General features: G+C 71.1%; 17 protein-coding genes. 7 read left to right on the forward strand and 10 right to left on the reverse strand.

Features of this window, described 5'->3' with window-relative positions; all coding sequences use genetic code 11:
- Window positions 1–56: 56 nt before the first annotated feature.
- Both FHX46_RS25335 and FHX46_RS25340 read left to right on the forward strand, forming a co-directional pair.
- Window positions 57–248, forward strand: coding sequence for a ferredoxin (locus FHX46_RS25335; protein WP_167119835.1), 192 nt, complete (start codon window positions 57–59; stop codon window positions 246–248).
- A gap of 84 nt (window positions 249–332) precedes the next feature.
- Complete coding sequence (locus tag FHX46_RS25340) at window positions 333–620, forward strand: nucleotidyltransferase family protein (RefSeq protein WP_167119838.1); 288 nt, start codon at window positions 333–335, stop codon at window positions 618–620.
- A gap of 75 nt (window positions 621–695) precedes the next feature.
- On the opposite strand, the gene FHX46_RS25345 is transcribed toward FHX46_RS25340, so the two are convergent.
- On the reverse strand, window positions 696–1,958 hold the full coding sequence (locus FHX46_RS25345) for a cytochrome P450 (protein WP_167119841.1): 1,263 nt from the start codon (window positions 1,956–1,958) through the stop codon (window positions 696–698).
- A 142-nt stretch (window positions 1,959–2,100) separates the two neighbouring features.
- Here FHX46_RS25345 and FHX46_RS25350 point away from each other — a divergent pair, with 142 nt between their 5' ends.
- Entirely contained in the window at window positions 2,101–3,303 is a 1,203-nt protein-coding gene (locus tag FHX46_RS25350) for a hypothetical protein (protein WP_167119844.1), read from the forward strand.
- A 76-nt stretch (window positions 3,304–3,379) separates the two neighbouring features.
- On the opposite strand, the gene FHX46_RS25355 is transcribed toward FHX46_RS25350, so the two are convergent.
- Window positions 3,380–5,884, reverse strand: a complete 2,505-nt coding sequence (locus FHX46_RS25355) for a DEAD/DEAH box helicase (protein WP_167119847.1) — start codon at window positions 5,882–5,884, stop codon at window positions 3,380–3,382.
- 108 nt (window positions 5,885–5,992) lie between these two features.
- Here FHX46_RS25355 and FHX46_RS25360 point away from each other — a divergent pair, with 108 nt between their 5' ends.
- The gene (locus FHX46_RS25360; protein WP_167119850.1) at window positions 5,993–7,255 is read left to right on the forward strand and encodes a primosomal protein; all 1,263 of its coding nucleotides are present in this window, start codon (window positions 5,993–5,995) and stop codon (window positions 7,253–7,255) included.
- A 4-nt stretch (window positions 7,256–7,259) separates the two neighbouring features.
- Here FHX46_RS25360 and FHX46_RS25365 read toward each other — a convergent pair whose 3' ends face one another.
- The gene (locus tag FHX46_RS25365) at window positions 7,260–8,015 is read right to left on the reverse strand and encodes an amidohydrolase family protein (protein WP_167119853.1); all 756 of its coding nucleotides are present in this window, start codon (window positions 8,013–8,015) and stop codon (window positions 7,260–7,262) included.
- Window positions 8,016–8,082: 67 nt separating this feature from the next.
- Here FHX46_RS25365 and FHX46_RS25370 point away from each other — a divergent pair, with 67 nt between their 5' ends.
- The gene (locus FHX46_RS25370) at window positions 8,083–8,445 is read left to right on the forward strand and encodes a MerR family transcriptional regulator (RefSeq protein ID WP_167119856.1); all 363 of its coding nucleotides are present in this window, start codon (window positions 8,083–8,085) and stop codon (window positions 8,443–8,445) included.
- On the opposite strand, the gene FHX46_RS25375 is transcribed toward FHX46_RS25370, so the two are convergent.
- Together FHX46_RS25375 and FHX46_RS25380 are read right to left on the reverse strand one after the other, a co-directional pair.
- Window positions 8,411–9,604 carry an MFS transporter gene (locus FHX46_RS25375; protein ID WP_167119859.1) on the reverse strand — a complete coding sequence of 398 codons (1,194 nt, stop codon included), beginning with the start codon at window positions 9,602–9,604 and terminating at the stop codon, window positions 8,411–8,413. The genes FHX46_RS25370 and FHX46_RS25375 overlap by 35 nt on opposite strands.
- A gap of 78 nt (window positions 9,605–9,682) precedes the next feature.
- Window positions 9,683–10,783 (reverse strand): adenosine deaminase, encoded by a 1,101-nt coding sequence (locus FHX46_RS25380; RefSeq protein ID WP_167119861.1) that lies wholly within the window; start codon window positions 10,781–10,783, stop codon window positions 9,683–9,685.
- Window positions 10,784–10,988: 205 nt separating this feature from the next.
- On the opposite strand from FHX46_RS25380, the gene FHX46_RS25385 reads away from it, so the two are divergent.
- Together FHX46_RS25385 and FHX46_RS25390 are read left to right on the forward strand one after the other, a co-directional pair.
- Window positions 10,989–12,137, forward strand: a complete 1,149-nt coding sequence (locus tag FHX46_RS25385) for a PA containing protein (RefSeq protein ID WP_313886244.1) — start codon at window positions 10,989–10,991, stop codon at window positions 12,135–12,137.
- Window positions 12,138–12,209: 72 nt separating this feature from the next.
- A complete protein-coding gene (locus FHX46_RS25390) occupies window positions 12,210–12,584 on the forward strand; it encodes a VOC family protein (protein ID WP_167119864.1) in 375 nt (124 codons plus the stop codon).
- Window positions 12,585–12,927: 343 nt separating this feature from the next.
- Here the strand turns inward: FHX46_RS25390 and FHX46_RS25395 are convergent, their stop codons facing one another.
- Genes FHX46_RS25395 through FHX46_RS25415 form a run of 5 tightly spaced genes read right to left on the reverse strand, consistent with a single transcriptional unit; the run spans window position 12,928 to window position 18,488 of the window.
- Window positions 12,928–14,208, reverse strand: coding sequence for a thymidine phosphorylase (locus tag FHX46_RS25395; protein WP_167119869.1), 1,281 nt, complete (start codon window positions 14,206–14,208; stop codon window positions 12,928–12,930).
- Window positions 14,205–14,594, reverse strand: coding sequence for a cytidine deaminase (locus FHX46_RS25400; RefSeq protein WP_167100224.1), 390 nt, complete (start codon window positions 14,592–14,594; stop codon window positions 14,205–14,207). The genes FHX46_RS25395 and FHX46_RS25400 overlap by 4 nt, the downstream gene beginning before the upstream one ends.
- Window positions 14,591–15,862 carry an ABC transporter permease gene (locus FHX46_RS25405; protein ID WP_167119871.1) on the reverse strand — a complete coding sequence of 424 codons (1,272 nt, stop codon included), beginning with the start codon at window positions 15,860–15,862 and terminating at the stop codon, window positions 14,591–14,593. Before FHX46_RS25405 ends, FHX46_RS25400 begins: the two co-directional genes overlap by 4 nt.
- A complete protein-coding gene (locus FHX46_RS25410) occupies window positions 15,859–16,950 on the reverse strand; it encodes an ABC transporter permease (RefSeq protein ID WP_167119874.1) in 1,092 nt (363 codons plus the stop codon). The genes FHX46_RS25405 and FHX46_RS25410 overlap by 4 nt, the downstream gene beginning before the upstream one ends.
- Window positions 16,947–18,488, reverse strand: a complete 1,542-nt coding sequence (locus tag FHX46_RS25415; protein WP_167119876.1) for an ABC transporter ATP-binding protein — start codon at window positions 18,486–18,488, stop codon at window positions 16,947–16,949. Before FHX46_RS25415 ends, FHX46_RS25410 begins: the two co-directional genes overlap by 4 nt.
- Window positions 18,489–18,561 lie beyond the last annotated feature (73 nt).

The following is an 18,561-nucleotide window of genomic DNA, read 5'->3' on the forward strand; positions in this document are numbered from 1 at the left end:
AGGGCGCCGCCGGTCTACGGTAGGCACGAGTTCCCGGCTACCCGGTAGGAGGACCCATGCGCATCGCGGCCGACACCGACCTCTGCATCGGCGCGGGCCAGTGCGTGCTGACCGACCCGGAGCTGTTCGACCAGGACGACGACGGCACCGTGGTCGTCCTGGACGACCACCCCACCGGCGACAAGGAGGACAGCGCCCGGGAAGCGGTCAACCTCTGCCCCGCCATGGCGCTGTCCCTGCGGGACTGACCGCCGCACCTCACCGCCTGACGTCCTCCGCCTGCTCGGCTACATCCGTGCTCCACGGCACAGTCGTCCTGGCGAGGAGGCGGTATGACCGCGGTCGACGAAGCCGCGCTCCGGGACATCTGCGCGCGCTACGGGATCGCCGAGCTGCTCGTGTTCGGTTCCGCCGCGCGTGGTGGGGTTCGCCCTTCGAGCGACATCGACATCGTGTACGAGCTCCAGCCCGGCGCCCGGCTCGGCTGGGAGATCGAGGATCTGAACGAGGAACTGGCCGCACTGTTCGGTCGCCCGGTCGACCTCGTAGCGAAGCGGTACCTGAACCCTCTGCTGCGCGATGCCGTGCTCGCCGAATCGAGGCCGCTTCATGCGGCGTGATCGCCTGCTGATCGCGGAGATGATCCATCGACCTGACGATCCTGCGCACCACGGCGACCGAGCAGCTGGGCGAGCTCACCTGACCCGGACCGGGAGGCTGTCCACGCCGTAGACGATCGACGTCCGGCGGTAGCTCAGCCGCTCCGGCTCGACGTCCAGCCGCAGGCCCGGGAAGCGGCGCACGAGCGCCGGGTACGCCGCACGCAGCTCCATGCGCGCCAGCTCCGCTCCGATGCACCGGTGCACGCCCCAGCCGAAGGCCAGGTGCTGCGTCGGCGGCCGGGCCGGGTCGAACGACTCCATTTCGGACCCCAGCGCGGCGTCCCGGTTGGCCCCGCTGAGCGACACGAACACGATGTCGCCCTTGGCGATTTCCTGCCCGCCCACCGTGACGTCCTCCCGGGCGAACCGGGGGAACGCCACCTGCACCACCGTCAGGTACCGCAGCAGCTCCTCGACGAACCGGTGCGCGGCGTCGTCGGACTCGCGCACCAGGTCGAACGTCGCGCGGTCCCGCAGCAGCACGATCGCGCCCAGCGCCAGCATGCTCGCCGTCGTCTCCAGGCCACCGGTGAGCACGCCGTCGGCGAGCCCGGCGAGCTCACGGTCGGAGATGTCGTCGCCGTGTTCCTTCACCAGCATCCCGAGCAGGCCGTCCCCTGGCGACTCGCGTTGCTTCCGCACGATCTCCAGCAGGTAGGACAACGACTCCGAGATGGCGCCGAACGAGGCACCCGCACCGGCGAACAGGTCGAACCGCACCGTGCTCAACCGCTGGAAGTCGTCCCGGTCCTCGTAGGACACCCCGAGCAGCTCGCAGATCGTCAGCGACGGGATCGGTAACGCGAACGACTGCATCAGGTCGACCGGGCCATCCACCGCGTCCATCGCGTCCAGCTGGGCGGCGATGATCTCGTCGATGCGCGGGGTGAGCCGGCTCAGCCGCCGCATCGTGAACTCCGGGGTCAGCAGCTTGCGCAGCCGCGTGTGGTCCGGCGGATCGGCGAACCCGAGCCCGCCCGGGTTCTGCTCGGCGGACAGGCCCGCCTTGCCGACCAGGTTCGTGTAGTCGTTGCTGAACTTGTCGGTGGCCGCGAGGACTTCCTTCGCCTCGCCGTACCCGGTGACGAGCCACGCGGTGATGCCGAACGGCAGCGGCAACCGGCGAACCGGCGCCGCACGCCGGGCCGCGCCCAGCTCGGGCACCGGGTCCAGCCCGTCGCGGCGCAGCGGCATCAACGCCGAATCGGGCAGGACCGACAGGTCGAAGCCCTTCTTCTGAGCCCTCGCCAGGTAGCGCCGGCCCACCCACGACACCACACGCGCGCGAAGCCCCATAGCCGCAGGTTACACGCGACCATCGGCGGTTCCCGCGTCACTCGCGCAGGTGGTGCTGGTCACCCACTAGGTCGGCGTGCGGTCTGGACCAGAGGGTGGCGGGTACATCGTGGCGTCACCACAACAAGGGGAGTGTGCCCAGATGCCCGACAAGGCCCGCCTCGGGATGGCCGCCGCGCTCGGCGTCCTCCTGTCATCCGGCTCCGCAGTGGCCTCCGCCGCGCCCGCCGGGAACCACTACGCCCTCTCGCAAGAGCAGCTCAGCCACCTGCCCCCGGGGCTGTGGGGCCTGCTGGGACTGCTCGGCCTGTTCGGGTTGGTGGGCGTGTCCCGGCGCGGGCCGAAGCGCAACCGCAAGAACCCGCTGGCCGGCTACTCCGGCGAGGACGACCTGGCGCGCCCGCAGGGGCGTCACCACGCCGCGCCCGGGCAACGGCCGATGGAGTTCCTGTCCGGCGGCGACCGGAACCCGCAGGCCGAGCGCCCGCCGACGGTCGGGACGGACCCGGCGGCCACCCAGATGCGCCCCGAGGCGGCGCCGATGCCCGACCCGAGGCGCCCGGTCACGCGCACGCCGTCGGACGTGCCCATGCCGTCGTACGCCTCGTTCGACGCGCCTTCCGGGAGCCCGTACGGGATGGAAACGCCGCCCGGAAACCAGTACAGCAGCCAGTACGGCAGCCAGTACGCGACGCCGCCCGGCGGCCAACCATGGGCGGACGCGTCCTCCGGTGGCCGGCCCTACACGGCCGCGGACACGCCGTCGGGCAGCCAGCCGATCCCCGGCTACGGCACGGAGGCCTCGTCCACCGGGCCGCAGCCGTACCCGGTGGCGGAACCGGCCGGTGTCGGGCAGACCTACAGCACCGACACCCCCACCGGCGGCCAGTCGTACACATCGGCGGAACCGTCGTCCAACGGCCAGCCCTACCCGGCGAACGTGCCCTCCGGCGCGCAGCCGTACCCGGTGGCGGAAACGTTTTCCGGCAGCCAGAGCTATGCAGGGGAACTGCCCGGCGGCGGCCACCAGTCCTACAGCGGCGAGGTGCCGACCCAGTCGCGGATCTACGCCTCGCCCGAGGGGCCGTCCGGCGCCCAGCAGGCGTACGCCGCGGACGTGACGCCCGGTATGCAGGCCGGGTCGCCGATGGACACGGCCCCGACGGCGCCGACGCCGGCGCTGTACCGCCGCAACCCGGAGCCGTTCCCGCAAACCGACCAGGACCAGCCGCCGGCCGTACCGCAGCAGCAAGGGACGGGCCCGTTCGCGGGCCTGCCCCGCTACCCCGAAACCGCCGCGCCGGACCCCGGCCCGGTCGACGCTGTGCCCCGACACCAGCGTTGACCAGCACTCCTCGCCGCGGCGTCCGCACCCCCGGGACGCCGCGGCGAGGAGATCCGCCGCACCGCGCCCTTCGCGTTCAGAGCTGGTCGACCGCCGTGACGCGCAGGACCGCGGTGCCGGCCTCGTCGGAGGCGGCCAGGTCCACCTCCGCGCTGATGCCCCAGTCGTGGTCACCCGCCGGGTCGTCGAAGATCTGCCGCACGCGCCACACCTCCGGCTCCTTCGAGATCATCAGCATCGCCGGTCCGCGCGCGTCCGGGCCGATCCCGATCGACTCGTGCTGCTCGTAGTAGGACTCGAGCGCGGCTTCCCACTCGATGTCGTTCCAGCCGGACGCCGCGTCCAGCTCGCCCAGCTCCGCGTACGCGCGCCGGGCCGCCAGCTCGACCCGCCGGAACATCTGGTTGCGCACCAGCACCCGGAACGCACGCTCGTTGGCGGTGACCGGCGGCGGCTTCTCCGGCAACGCAGCGGCCGCGACCGGCTCCTCCCCCGGGTGCCGCAGCGCCTCCCACTCGTCCAGCAGGCTCGAGTCGACCTGGCGCACCATCTCACCGAGCCACGCGATCAGGTCCTCCAGCGGCTCGGTCTTCGCCTCGTCCGGCACCGTCCGCCGCAGCGCGTCGTAGGTGTCGGCCAGGTACCGCAGCACCAGGCCCTCCGAGCGCGCCAGCGAGTAGAAGTTCACGTACTCGACGAAGTTCATCGCCCGCTCGTACATGTCGCGGACGACCGACTTCGGCTTCAGCTCGTAGTCCGCGACCCACGGGTGCCCGCGCCGGTACGTGTCGTACGCCGCCTCCAGCAGGTCCTCCAGCGGCTTCGGGTACGTGACGTCGTCGAGCAGCGCCATCCGCTCCTCGTACTCGACCCCCTCGGCCTTGAGCGCCGCGACGGCTTCGCCGCGAGCCTTGAACTGCTGCTGCGACAGCACCGGCCGCGGATTCTCCACTGTGGACTCGATTACCGACACGACGTCCAGCGCGTACGCCGGCGACTCGCTGTCCAGCAGCTCGATCGCGGCCAGCGCGAACGGCGACAGCGGCTGGTTCAACGCGAAGTCCAGCTGCAGGTCCATGGTCAGCCGCACGATCCGGCCCTGGTCGTCCGGTTCGGACAACCGCTCCACGACGCCCGCGGCGACCAGCGCCCGGTAGATCGCGATGGCGCGGCGGATGTGCTTGCGCTGCGACGGCCGGTCCTCGTGGTTGTCCTCCAGCAGGTGCCGCATGTGGGCGAACGCGTTACCCGGCCGCGAGATCACGTTGAGCAGCATCGCGTGGCTGACCTGGAAACTGGACGTCAGCGGCTCGGGCGGCGACGAGATCAGCCGCTCGAACGTGCTCTCGGTCCAGTTGACGAACCCCTCCGGCGCGCTCTTGCGGACGATCTTGCGCTTCTTCTTCGGGTCGTCGCCCGCCTTCTGCAGCGCCTTCGCGTTCTCCACCACGTGGTCCGGCGCCTGCACCACCACGTACCCGTCGGTGTCGTACCCGGCCCGGCCGGCGCGGCCGGCGATCTGGTGGAACTCGCGGGCCTTGAGGTGCCGCTGACGCACCCCGTCGTACTTGGTCAGCGCGGAGAACACCACCGTGCGGATCGGCACGTTGATCCCCACCCCGAGCGTGTCGGTCCCGCAAATCACCTTCAGCAGCCCGGCCTGCGCGAGCTGCTCGACGAGCCGCCGGTACTTGGGCAGCATGCCCGCGTGGTGCACGCCGATGCCGTGCCGCACCAGCCGCGACAGGGTCTTGCCGAACCCGGCGGAGAACCGGAAGTCACCGATGGCCTCGGCCAGGGCGTCCTTCTCGGCACGGGTGGTGACGTTGATGCTCATCAGCGCCTGCGCCCGCTCGATCGCCGCGGCCTGCGAGAAGTGCACCACGTACACCGGGGCCTGCCCGCCGGCGAGCAGCTCGGTCATCGTCTCGTGCAGCGGCGTGAGCGCGTAGCGGTAGGTCAGCGGCACCGGGCGCTGCGCCGAGGTGACCACCGCCGTCGCGCGGCCGGTACGGCGGGTCAGGTCCTTCTCGAAGAACGTGACGTCACCCAGCGTGGCCGACATCAGCACGAACTGTGCGTGCGGCAGCTCCAGCAGCGGCACCTGCCAGGCCCAGCCGCGGTCGGGCTCGGAGTAGAAGTGGAACTCGTCCGCCACGACCTGGCCGACGGGCGCGTCGGCACCGTAGCGCAACGCGATGTTCGCCAGGATTTCCGCGGTGCAGCAGATGATCGGGGCATCCGCGTTGACCGCGGAGTCCCCGGTCATCATGCCGACGTTGTCGGCGCCGAAGATCTCGATGAGCTGGAAGAACTTCTCCGAGACCAGTGCCTTGATGGGCGCGGTGTAGTAGCTGCGCTTGCCGTGCGCCAGCGCGGTGAAGTGCGCGCCCACCGCGACCAGGCTCTTCCCCGATCCGGTGGGGGTGGACAGGATGACGTTCGCACCGGAGACGACCTCGATCAGCGCCTCTTCCTGCGCCGGGTACAGCTCGAGCCCGCGTCCGGCCGTCCAGGCCGAAAACGTCTCGAACAGCGTGTCGGGGTCGGGATCCGCAGGTAGGAGGTCTGAAAGGCTCATCGTGGGTACCATCGTGCCATTCGCGGCCGCAGAGCGGATGGGGCCCATCGCGGCCGGTCCCGTCAAGCCGTAGGCTTCCCACACACAGGTGTAATCCGGAGGGCTGGCATGGCACAGGACATCGTCCCGATCGAACTCGGGCTGCCGCAGGGGGACCTGGTGACCCTCTGGGCCCCGCGCTGGCGGGAGGACGGTGAGGAGTGGGAGGCGTTCCTCGGCGACGAGGACGACCTGTACGCCTTCCCCGACGCCGCGCACCTGGCCGCGTTCGTCCGGACGGCCGAGCAGCACGACCTGATCGACCACCCGGCCTGGGCTGCGGTGCCGGCGCTGAACGTGCCGGAGCTGATCCCCGACGACGACCACTCCTACGACCTCGTCGGCGTCCCGGAGCTGGTGGCCGAGGACCCGGATTCGTGGACGATCAGCGAGCTGGCCGAGATCGTCGGCATCGTGCGGTCCCTGGCCGACGTGTGCGAGCTGGACGAGGTGCACGAGGTCCTGGACGCCACCGAGGGCTTCTCGCTGCTGGAGCAGGGCCGGTTGCCGTTCACCGGCCGCGAGGGCGAGCGGCTGTGGAACGACCTGTCCGAGGCGGTGTCCGAGAAGTGGGACACCGTGCTGGACGCGATCGACGGCCTGGTCACCGTGCCCGATGTGGACGCCGGCGTGCTCGAGCAGACCGCGGAGGAGCTGGCCACGTTCCTGGAGGAGTCGGCGGAGGCCGAGGTCGAGTCCGAGCAGGCCGACGAGGACCTGGACACGGTCGAGACCACCGACGCCGACGAGGACGCGGACGAGGAGGACGTGCCGACCGGCTTCTGGGCCGAGGTCGGCATCGACCCGATCAAGATCATCACCGTCGGCCACGAGTACTACTCGCTGCGGTGCTACCTCGACGACGAGCCGGTCTTCCTCGGCAGTGCGGGCAAGATCGACGTGTTCAAGTCGGAGAAGGCGCTGGCCCGCGCACTGGTTGACGGCAACGCCTTCGCCGACAACGACCTGGCCGAGGTGTCCACTTGGGACTCCGTGCTGTCCAGGGCGACCGCGGGCGAGCTGGAGGTCGAGGTCGACACCGAGAACACCTACGTGCTGGCCGGCCTGGACGAGGACCTCGCCGCCGGGCCGGACGCGATCGACCCGACCCAGCTGGACCTGGCGGTCGAACTGCTCACCGACGCCGCGGACTGGGCCGGTGACGACTCGACGGCCGCCGCACTGTCCACTTCGGAGAGCCTGGGCTGGCTGGTGTCGTTCGTGCTGAAGCCGGACCCGGGCCGGCTCGCGCCGAGCGCACCGTTCGACACCGAGCAGAGCGAGTGGCGCAAGCTGGTCGAGGCGTTCGAGAACCGGCTCCGGGTGCACTGACCCGTCACAGACCGAGCAGGCGCGCCGCGTTCCCACCGAGGACCGCGGCGCGCACTGTTTCCGACGGCGTGACCCGCTCGACGAGCGTGCGGGCGAGCACCGGGTCGCCGTAGGGCGCGTCCGAGCCGAACAGCGTCCGGTCCGGCACCTCGGCGATCGCCAGCCGCACGGAGAACGCCAGGCTCGCCGTGGACAGCTCCAGCCACAGGTTCGGCGTCTCGCGGACCAGCTCGATCGCGTCGATCCAATGCGCGCCGCCGAGCTGGCTGATCACCAGCGGCGTCCGCGGGTACTTGCGAGCGAGCGCGGCGATGGTCGCCAGGTCGGCGAGGGTGGTCGGGGCCGCGCCGTGGACCACCACCGGCAGGTCACCGGCCACGCGCAGCACCGGTTCGAGCAGATCGGCGCGGCCGGGCGGCGGGGTCAGCTCGCCGATGCCGTGCCACTTCCGGCCGATCTCCTCGACCGCGGCCGCCACGTCCGCCCCGGACAGGTCCACTGAACCGAAGCCGAGGAACCGCTGCGGCTGCGTGGCCACCGCGGCGTCCAGCTCCCGCAGGGCCGCGGCACGGCCATCGCCATTGCCGGCCAGGCTCTGCGACAGCACGGCCATCTCCCCCTTCAGCTCGTCCAGCGTCGTCGCGCGCTCGGGGTGCGGACGGGTCGCGAACAAGATCGCTTTGTCGACACCAGCCTCGTCGAGGAGGGCGAGGTGCTCCTCGACGGGGTCGTGGACGTGGCTGTGGGCGTCGATGATCAAGGTCTTCCTCCGGGAATCATGGTTCTCCCGGCAGTGTTGATCCCTGACATGGTGGGAAGGTCAAGCGATGCTGATCGGTGAACTCGCCAGGCGCGCCGGGACGACCGAGCGGCTGCTGCGGTACTACGAGCGCGTCGGGCTGCTGACCGCTCAGCGGCGGCACAACGGGTATCGCGAGTACGACGCGGGTGCCGTGGAGCGCGTGCGGCAGATCCGCGAGCTGCTCGCCGCCGGCCTGCCGACGCGGGAGATCCGGCGGATCATCGACTGCGCCCACCCGGACGGCAGGCTCGACGCCTGTCCCGGGGTGCTGGACACGCTGCGCGCCCGCCTGACCGAGCTGGACGCCCGCGCCGCGGAGCTCACCGCCGCGCGGGCCGCCCTGCGTCAGGCCATCACGACGACCGAGTCTCAGCGCGAACGGGCGTGAGGCCGATGGCCAGCACCGGGAAGATCGCGGCCACGCAGAACGCCAGCGCGTAGCGCGAGTCGCCGATCACCAGGCCCAGCAGGGGCGGCGTGAGGGACGCCGCGATGTTCTGCGCCGTGTTCTGGGCGCCCATCGCGCGTCCGGCCCAGTCGATCCCGGCCAGCTCGGCCGACGCGGTGAACCCCAGCCCGTTGTCCGCCACCGTGATCACCGCGGCCAGCGCCAGGGCGAGCAGGACCACCCACGACCAGCTCACGTCCCCGACGGCGACCAGCAACATGACCGCCGCGCTCGCCACCGCCAGCTGCCGCATCGGCCGCAGCCTGCTGCCCACGCGGTCGGACCAGTAACCGGAGACGAGCCGCCCCGCCGCGCCCAGCACCTGCACCACCGCCAGGAACCAGCCCGCGGACAGCGCGCTCCACCCGTGCTCGGACACCAGGTAGATCGGCGCGAACGCGGACACCGCGAACTGCGGGACCACCAGCAACGTGCTGGCGCCGTGCAGCCGCCACAGGGCCGGCCTCCGGTACGGGGACGCCGGTTTCGGAGCGCCCGCCTTCTTCACCGGCCGCGGCGGGTCGATCACCAGCCACGCGACCAGCGCGGCCACCACCAACCCGAACACCGCCGGGAACAGCATCGCGGCCTGGATCCCCCAGTGCTCCGCCAGCGGTGGCAGCGCCAGTGCCGCGATCCCGACGCCGAGCGGTTGCGCGGTCTGCCGGATCCCCATCGCGGTGCCGCGTTCGTCCGGCCCGAACCAGCCCATGACCGCCCGCCCGCTGGCCGCGTTCACCGACGCGGTGAGCGCCCCGGCGAGCAGGAACAACGCGAACAGCACCCCAGTGGACGGCATGACCAGCCCGGTGACCAGCAGCAGCACCGACGACGCGCCCAGGCCCAGCGCCATCACCAGGCGCTCGCCGTAGCGGTCGGCCGCCGCGCCCCACGCGATCAGCGTGAACAGCAGGCCGAAGCTGGGCGCGGCGACGATGGTGCCGGCCTGCGCGAGCGTCAGGCCGGCCGTCCGCATCGCGGGCACCAGGAACGGGATGCCGAAGAGGAACGAGCAGCTCGCGGTCTGGGCCGCGAGGCCGAGCGCGAGGATGCCCCACCGGCGCCTACTCCTCGTGTCCAGCGCTGCTGCTCGGCTCATCGCAACCATCCCAAGATATGAGAAGAACTTCTTACATCTTGGACTTTACTTGCTGCGGCTAACGATCACAAGCGGCTTTCACAGCAGCTCCGCGTAGCCGGGTTTGATCACGTTGTTGATCAGCTCGAGTCGTTGATCGAAATCGAGGAACGCCGACTTCATCGCGTTGATCGTGAACCACTGGAAGTCGGGCCAGCCGTAGCCGAACGCCTCCGCGAGTGCGGCGAACTCACTCGACATCGTGCAGCCGCTCATGAGCCGGTTGTCCGTGTTCACCGTCACCCGGAAGCGCAAGTCCGCGAGTAGCCCGATCGGATGGTCGGCGATCGACGCCGCGGCACCCGTCTGGACGTTGGATGACGGGCAGATCTCCAGCGGGATGCGGCGGTCGCGGACGTAGCTCGCGAGCCGGCCCAGGTGCACCGTCCCGTCCGGATCACGCTTGATGTCGTCGACGATTCGCACCCCGTGCCCGAGCCGTTCCGCGCCACAATGCTGAATCGCCTCCCAAATCGACGCGAGCCCGAACGCCTCACCGGCGTGAATGGTGAAATGCGCATTGTTGGTGCGCAAATATTCGAATGCGTCGAGATTGCGGGTGGGCGGGAATCCCGCTTCCGGTCCCGCGATGTCGAACCCGGCGACGCCGGAGTCCCGGTAACGGACCGCGATCTCGGCGATCTCCGCCGCGCGCGCGTGCTGACGCATCGCACAGAGCAGAGTACCCATTCGGATGAATTTTCCCTGCTGAGCGGCTCGGCGCTCACCCTCCGCAAACCCGGCCTGAACCGCCTCGACGACCGCGTCGAGCGACAGCCCGCGCTCGACGAACAGCTCCGGCGCGTACCGCACCTCGGCGTACACGACACCGTCCGCGGCGAGATCCTCGACGCACTCCCTGGCGACCCTGACCAGGGCTTCTTCGGTCTGCATGACGCCGCAGGTGTGCGCGAAGGTCTCCAGGTAGGACTCCAGGGACCCGGAGTCGGCGGCGTCGCGGAACCAGCGGCTCAGCTCGGCCACGTCCGTGGTGGGCAGATCGCGGTACCCGAGTGCGTCGGCCAGCTCGGCGACGGTACCCGGACGGAGTCCTCCGTCGAGGTGGTCATGGAGCAGGACCTTGGGCGCGCGGCGGATGTTTTCCGTGGTCAGGGGCGCTGGAGTGGAGTTTCCGGACATGCTCCGACGGTACCCCGGAAGCAGCCACCCACCCGGCCGCGCGCGCTACCAACTCTCAGCCTCCACTCAAGCTTCAGGCCGCTTGTTTTGGGACGGCCGGGCCGGGCTGGACGCGCCCGCCTTTACGGGGGCGATACCTCAGGAATTTCGGCAATGGTTAAGCTTCGCCCACGTCCCTCTTTCCCCGCCGACGAAGGACATCGAAGTGACCACTGATAACCACATTGGAGCTCCGTCCTTCGACCGGATGCGCAACATGCTGGTGCGCGCGGCCGAAGTCCGCGAGAGCGAGCAGCAGCAGATCTTCGACGCGCTCGATGACATCTACGCGCGGCTGGCTCCGGTCGACTCGCTGGGCGCCGTGCGCAAGCGCCTGTCCGAGCTGCCCGACCGCACCGAGGTCGGCGTGCTCGCCGAGCGCCTCGACGAGGCGATGTCCCGCCTGGAGGCGCAGGACAACGCGCTGGCGGACCTGGCGCGCGCGGTGGAGAGCATCGTCGACAAGCTGGCGAAGCCGTTCGCCCAGCTCGACGGTCGCCTGGACGGCGTCGCCGCCCGGTTCGAGGGCGTGGCCGGCCGGATGGACGGGCTCGAGGACAAGCTGGAGAACATCCACCGCCGCCTGGACGACCTCAACGGTCACCTGGACAAGCAGGACGCGAAGCTCGACGCCCTGCCGCAGGCCGTGCACGGCCCGGTCAAGGAACGCATCGAGATGGCCGAGTCCATCCTGCGCGACCGCGTCGACTCCGGGCTGGGCGAGCTGCGCGAGCGGGTGGAGAACGGCGTCGGCGAGCTGCGGGAACGGGTCGACAACGGCCTGTCCGCGCTGCGCGGCCGCGTGGACGAGGCGGACACCCAGCACCGGGAGCGCGTCGAGGCGGCCACGCAGTCGCTGCGCGGCGCGATCGACGAAAGCGCCGAGATGCTGGACCCGACCGAGCGGCTGGAAGCGCTGTCCGCACGGCTGGAGCAGATCACCGACCGACTGGACGACCTCGCCGGCCGGGTCGACAAGGTCGACGAGGGCGTGGCCGCCCAGTTCGGCGACCTCGGCGGCACCGTGAAGAGCGGCTTCTCGCGGGTCGAGGGCACGCTGGCCAGCCGTCCGGACACCGAGTCGGTCGGTTCGCTGGTACGGCGCAGCAACGAGGAGTCCGAGCGGCGCATCGGCGGTCAGCTGGACGAGGCGATGGCGACGTTCGCGGAACTCATGCTCGGCGGCGGCCCGTCCGTCCCGCAGATCGCTCCGCCGCCCCCGGTGCAGCGCCAGCCGCGCCGGGCCCGCAACGGCCGGGCGCCGAAGAACGCGGACGTGAAGACCAAGCCCGAGGGCGACGACTCCGAAGCCTGAGTTCCGCTTCCCCGGAAAGCCCCGGCACGCTGGTCCGTGTCCGGGGCTTCCGCGTGTTCCAGGGTGGGCGCGATGCTGCGACTGGGGATCACCGTGCTCGGAGTGGACGACCTGGAGCGCGCGACCGCGTTCTGGTCGGCGGCGCTCGGCCTGACCAGAAGCAGCGAGTGGGAGAACGAGAACTGGCGCACGCTCAGCGACCAGCGCGGCCCGGTCCTGGGCCTGATCCGCAGTGAGACACCGGTGCAGCGGCATCCCCGGCTGCACCTGGACCTGTTCGCCGACAGCCGCGCGGAGCAGGAGGCCGAGGTCGCGCGTCTGGTGTCGCTCGGCGCGACCGAGGTGGACTGGGACCGTTACCCGGCCGACCCGGACTTCGTGGTACTGGCCGACCCGGAGGGCAACATCTTCTGCGTGGTGGACCTGAGCCACGCCCCGTCCAGCTGACCCCCACCTCACCAGCAAACACGCCGCCCACAACGGCAAACCCCACAACGGCAAACACAGCGCCCGGACGAGCAAACACGCCGCGCGCAACAGCAAACACGGCGCGCACCAGCAAACACGGCGCGGGGACGAGCAAACACGCCGGTCGCGGCGTGTTTGCCGCTCCCGGCAGCGTGTTCGCCGCTCCCGGCAGCGTGTTCGCCGCTCCCGGCAGCGTGTTCGCCGCTCCCGGCAGCGTGTTCGCCGCTCCCGGCGGCGTGTTTGCCGATCGCGGCGGTGAGTTGGCCGCTCCGGGTGGTGAGTTGGCCGATCGTGTGGGTGGGTTGCGGCGCAGGCGGCGGGGCTACGGGGCTTCGACCCGGTCCAGGATCAGCGGGCCGGGGGTGGGCGGGGTGGTGGTGATGTCCACCGCGCCGGCCAGGGCTTCGCGGGCGGCGGCGACCGCGTCCGGGGTGTTGGTGTGCAGCTCCAGCAGGGGCTGGCCGGCCGAGACCCGCTCGCCCGGCTTCGCCAGGCACCGGACGCCGGCGGCGTGCTGGACCGGGTCCTCGCGGCGGGCGCGGCCGGCCCCGAGGCGCCAGGCGGCGACTCCGACCGCGTAGGCGTCCAACCGGGACAGGTAGCCCGATGCGGACGCCTCCACAACCGCGACGTGCGCGGGCTTCGGCAAGGGCGCGGCCGGATCACCACCCTGGGCGGCGATCATCCGGCACCACGTTTCGTACGCCTCGCCGGAGGCCAGCACCTCGGCCGGGTCCACCGCGATGCCCGCGAGGGCCAGCATCTCCCGCGCCAGCGCCACCGTCAGCTCGACCACGTCCGCCGGTCCCCCGCCTTGCAGGACCTCGACCGCCTCCGCGACCTCGATCGCGTTGCCGACCGCCGCGCCCAGCGGGGTGCTCATGTCCGTCAGCAACGCCGTCGTGGCCACGCCGTGCGCGGTCCCGATGTCGACCAGCGTCCGCGCCAGCTCCAGCGCGTCCGCACGCGATTTCATGAACGCGCCGGAGCCCGTCTTCACGTCCAGGACCAGCCCGGCCGAGCCTTCCGCGATCTTCTTGCTCATGATCGAGCTCGCGATCAACGGGATCGACTCGACAGTGCCCGTGACGTCCCGCAGCGCGTACAGCTTCCGGTCCGCCGGCGCCAGCCCCTCGGTCGCTGCGCAGACCACCGCGCCCACGTCGGTGAGCTGCCGGGCGATGTCGTCCACCGGCAACGATGCCCGCCACCCCGGGATCGACTCCAGCTTGTCCAGCGTGCCGCCGGTGTGGCCGAGCCCGCGCCCGGACAGCTGCGGCACCGCCGCCCCGCACGTCGCGACCAGCGGGGCCAGCGGCAACGTGATCTTGTCGCCGACCCCGCCGGTCGAGTGCTTGTCCACGGTGGGGCGGTCCACCCGCAACGACAACCGGGCACCGGAGTCGATCATCGCGCCGGTCCAGGTCGCGGTTTCCCGCGCGTCCATCCCGCGCAGGAACACGGCCATCGCGAGCGCGGCCATCTGCTCCTCGGCCACGTCGCCCCGGGTGTAGGCGTCGACCACCCAGCGGATCTGCTCGTCGGTCAGCGCGGCGCCGTCCCGCTTGGCCCGGATCACGTCGACCGCGGAAAACGCCTTCACGGCAGATCCGCCGGCCCGAACGCGTCGGGCAGCACCGAGGTCATCGGCAGGATCCCGGACGGCGTGTCGACCAGGCACGCACCGCCGCCCAGTTCGAAGAGGATCTGACGGCACCGGCCGCACGGCATCAGCAGGTCCCCGTCGCCCGACCGGCACGCGACCGCGACCAGCCGGCCGCCGCCGGACAGCCGCAGCTGCCCGGCCATCGTGCATTCGGCGCACAGGCCCAAGCCGTAGGAAGCGTTTTCCACGTTGCAGCCGACGACCACCCGGCCGTCGTCCACCAGCCCGGCCACGCCGACGTGCAGGCCCGAGTAGGGCGCGTACGCGCTCTTGGCCGCGACCACGGCCCGAGCGCGCAGCGCCTCCCAGTCGATCTCGCTCACTGGTCCCCCTCCCCGCGGCGGTACCGTCCACCGGCGGCCTTCGGTGGCCGTAGCCGTTGCGAAGCCACCGCGAGCACGATCAGCGTCACCACGTGCGCGGTGTACGGGGTCAGCTCGCTCGGCAGCGAGTCGTTGGACCAGTAGATCCAGTACAGGATCCCGGCCCCGGCGACACCCAGGGCCGCGGCGATCCACTGCCGACGGATCAGCTGCACGACGACGATGACCACGAGCAGCAGCACCACGCCGTACAGCAGCGCCAGCACCGCCTTGCCGCCGCCGGAGAGCTGGAGGCCGTCCGCGTACCCGAACAGCGCGGCACCGCCGAGCAGGCCGCCCGGCCGCCAGTTGCCGAAGATCATCGCGGCCAGACCGATGTAGCCGCGGCCGTTGGTCTGGTTCTCCAGGTAACCGCCGCCGCCCTGCAGCAGCACCAGCGCGGCGCCACCCATGCCGGCCAGGCCACCGGAGACGAGCACGCCGAGGTACCGGTGCGCGTACACGTTGATGCCGAGCGATTCGGCCGCCACCGGGTTCTCGCCGCACGAGCGCAACCGCAGCCCGAGCCGCGTCCGCCACAGCACCAGGTAGCTCAGCGGCACGAGCAGGATCGCGATCATCGTCAGCGGTGCCACCCCGGTCACCAGCCCGTTGAGCAGGCCGGCCGCGTCCGAGACGAACACCCGCTGCTGGTTCTCCAGGCCGGTGAGCCAGTTCGACAGGAACGTCGCCGAGTAGGTGTCGAAGGTCGGCACGGTCGGCGACTGCCGCGGGTTGCCGGACAGCGGCTCGAAGATCAGCGTGGCCAGGTACTTGGCGACACCGAGCCCGAGCAGGTTGATCGCCACACCGGAGACGATGTGGTTGACGTTGAACGTGACCGTCGCGATCGCGTGCAGCAGGCCGCCCAGCGCGCCGAACACGATCGCCGCACCCAGCCCGACCCACGGCCCGCCGTGGTAGGCGCCCCACGCCGCGCCCCAGGTCCCGAGGATCATCATGCCCTCGAGACCGATGTTCACCACGCCACCGCGTTCGGACCACAGGCCGCCGAGCCCGCACAGCAGGATCGGCAACGCGAGCCGCAACGCGGTCTGCGCGGTGTTGGTCGAGGTGAGCGTGTTGACGCCGGTGAAGTACGACGCGGCGGACAGCACCGCGACGATCCCGATCGCCCACAGGACGCCCCGCGCCCACCCGGGAATCCGGCGACCCCGCGGTGCGGGTGGCACCGTCATCGGCGCCTCGGCCTCGGTCGCGAGACTCATACCGCACCCCCTTCACTCACCGACGCGGGCCGCCCGCCGGACAGCGCCCGCCCGACGCGGCGCTGCGCGGCGGCCAGGTCGGCCCGCTTCACGATTTCGTACGCCACGACGACCGACAGCACGATCGCGCCCTGCATGATCGTCGCGATCTCCTTCGGCACGTCGACCTGCTCCAGCGACACCGCCGACTTGTCCAGGAACGCCCACAGCAGCGCGCCGAGCGCGATCCCGCCGGGGTGGTTGCGGCCCAGCAGCGCGACCGCGATGCCGGTGAAGCCGTAACCCTGGGTCGAGGTGATGGCGTAGCTGTAGTCGCGGCCGACCAGCTCCGGGATGGCGACCAGGCCGGCCACCGCGCCGGAGAGCAGCATCGCGATCAGCGTCATCTTTTTCGCGTTGACCCCGCCGGCGGCCGCCGCCGTGGCCGACTCGCCGCCGGCGCGCAGCTCGAAACCGAACCGCGTGCGGTTGAGCATGAACCAGTACCCGAACCCGATCACCGCGGTGATGATCACGAACCCGAACAGCTCGCCGCCGCCGACCGGGATGTCCGGTACCCGGCCGGATGGCGCGATCTCCTTGGTCTTGAGGTTGTTCCCGGTCAGCACACCGAACTGGTCGGGGTTGATCAGGAACGCGACGATGCCGCCGACGATCGCGTTGAGCATGATCGTCGAGATGACCTCGCTGACCCCGCGGGTCACCTTCAGGATCGCCGGCACCGCCGCGTACAGCGCGCCGGCCAGCAGGGCGACCGCGATGATGAACACGACGTGGATGACCGGCGGCAGGACCACGGCCCCGCCGACGATCGCGGCGACGACGCCGGCGAAGCGGTACTGGCCCTCGACACCGATGTTGAACAGGTTCATCTGGAAGCCGATGGCGACCGCGAGCCCGGACAGGTAGTACACCGTCGCCAGGTTCACCGTGTCCACGGCGGTCGTGCCCTTGCCGAGCTGACCGATCATCGTGCCGTAGGCCCGCAGCGGATCGGCTCCGGAGATCAGCAGCGCGATCGAGCAGATCAGCACCGAGAAGACGATCGCCAGCAGGGGCGGGAGCACCTTCGTGCGCCAGGAGGTCACGCGGCTTCCTCCGCTCCGGTCATGGCCGAACCCAGCTCGGTGGGGGTCACCGTGGCCGGGTCGGCCTCGCTCACCAGACGTCCGCGCAGCATGACGCGGATCGTGTCGGACAGGCCGATCAGCTCGTCGAGGTCGGCGGAGATCAGCAGCACCGCGAGCCCGTTGTGCCGCGCCCGGCGGATCTGCTCCCAGATCAGCGCCTGCGCGCCGACGTCGACCCCACGGGTCGGGTGCGAGGCGATCAGCAGCACCGGCTCGCCGGACAGCTCACGGCCGACCACCAGCTTCTGCTGGTTGCCACCGGACAGGGCGGCCGCCGGGACGTCGATCCCGGGTGTGCGGACGTCGTAGTCGGTCACGATCCGCTCGGTGTCCCGGCGGGCGCCGGGGATGTCGAGCAGCTGCCCCTTCGACACCGGCCGCCGCGTCTGGTAACCGAGGATCCGGTTGGCCCACAACGGCTGGGTGAGCAGCAGGCCGTGCCGGGTGCGGTCCTCCGGCACGTAGCCGATGCCGGCCTCGCGGCGGGCGAGCGTGCCCAGCCCGGTGAGCCCGCGGGCGGTGCCGTCGGCGCCGACCAGCTCGATCGTGCCGCCGGTGGCCTTCCGCATGCCCATGATCGTCTCGACCAGCTCGGTCTGCCCGTTACCCTCCACACCGGCGATGCCGAGCACCTCGCCCGCGTGCACGGTGAAGGTGACGTCGTCGAGCACCGCCCGCGCCGTGTCGCTGCCACCGCCGGCAACCAGCCGCAGTCCGGTCACGCGGAGCACGTCCCGGTCGGTCACCGTGGACTCGCGTGTCTCCGGGCTGGGCAGCTCGGAGCCGACCATCATCTCGGCCAGCTCCCGGGAGGAGATCTGCTTCGGATCGGCCGTGCCGACGGTCGTGCCGCGCCGGATCACCGTGACCGTGTCGGCGATGGCGCGCACCTCGTCGAGCTTGTGCGAGATGAAGATGAACGTGAAGCCCTCGGCCTTCATCGCCCGCACGGTGTCGAACAGCGCGTCGACCTCCTGCGGCACGAGCACCGCGGTCGGCTCGTCGAGGATGACGATCCGCGCGCCGCGGTAGAGCACCTTGATGATCTCCACGCGCTGCCGGTCCGCCACGCCCAGCGTCTCGACGAGCGCGTCCAGCGGCGCGGACAGGCCGACCTGCTTCTCCAGCTCGGCCAGCTTCGCACGGGCGGCGCGGCCGATGCCGTGCAGGTTCTCGGCGCCGAGCAGGACGTTCTCCCGCACGGTGAGGTTGTCGGCGAGCATGAAGTGCTGGTGCACCATGCCGATCCCGGCGCGGATCGCGTCCTGCGGGTTGCGCAGCCGGATCTGCTCGCCGTTGATCGCGATGGTGCCCTCGTCCGGGGGCTGCATCCCGTAGAGGATCTTCATCAGGGTGGACTTGCCGGCCCCGTTCTCGCCGCAGATGGCGTGGACCTCGCCGGCTGCGACGGTGAGGTTGACGTCGGAGTTGGCGACCACGCCGGGAAAGCGTTTGGTGATGCCGCGCAGTTCGACGGCCGGTGGTGAGTTGGTCATGAGACCCCCCGGAAACGGCGTACGGGGCCCGGGAGGGGGTCACCCTCCCGAGCCCCGGACGCGGCTGGACGAT

Source organism: Amycolatopsis viridis (assembly GCF_011758765.1).
Classification (GTDB): Bacteria; Actinomycetota; Actinomycetes; order Mycobacteriales; family Pseudonocardiaceae; genus Amycolatopsis_E; species Amycolatopsis_E viridis.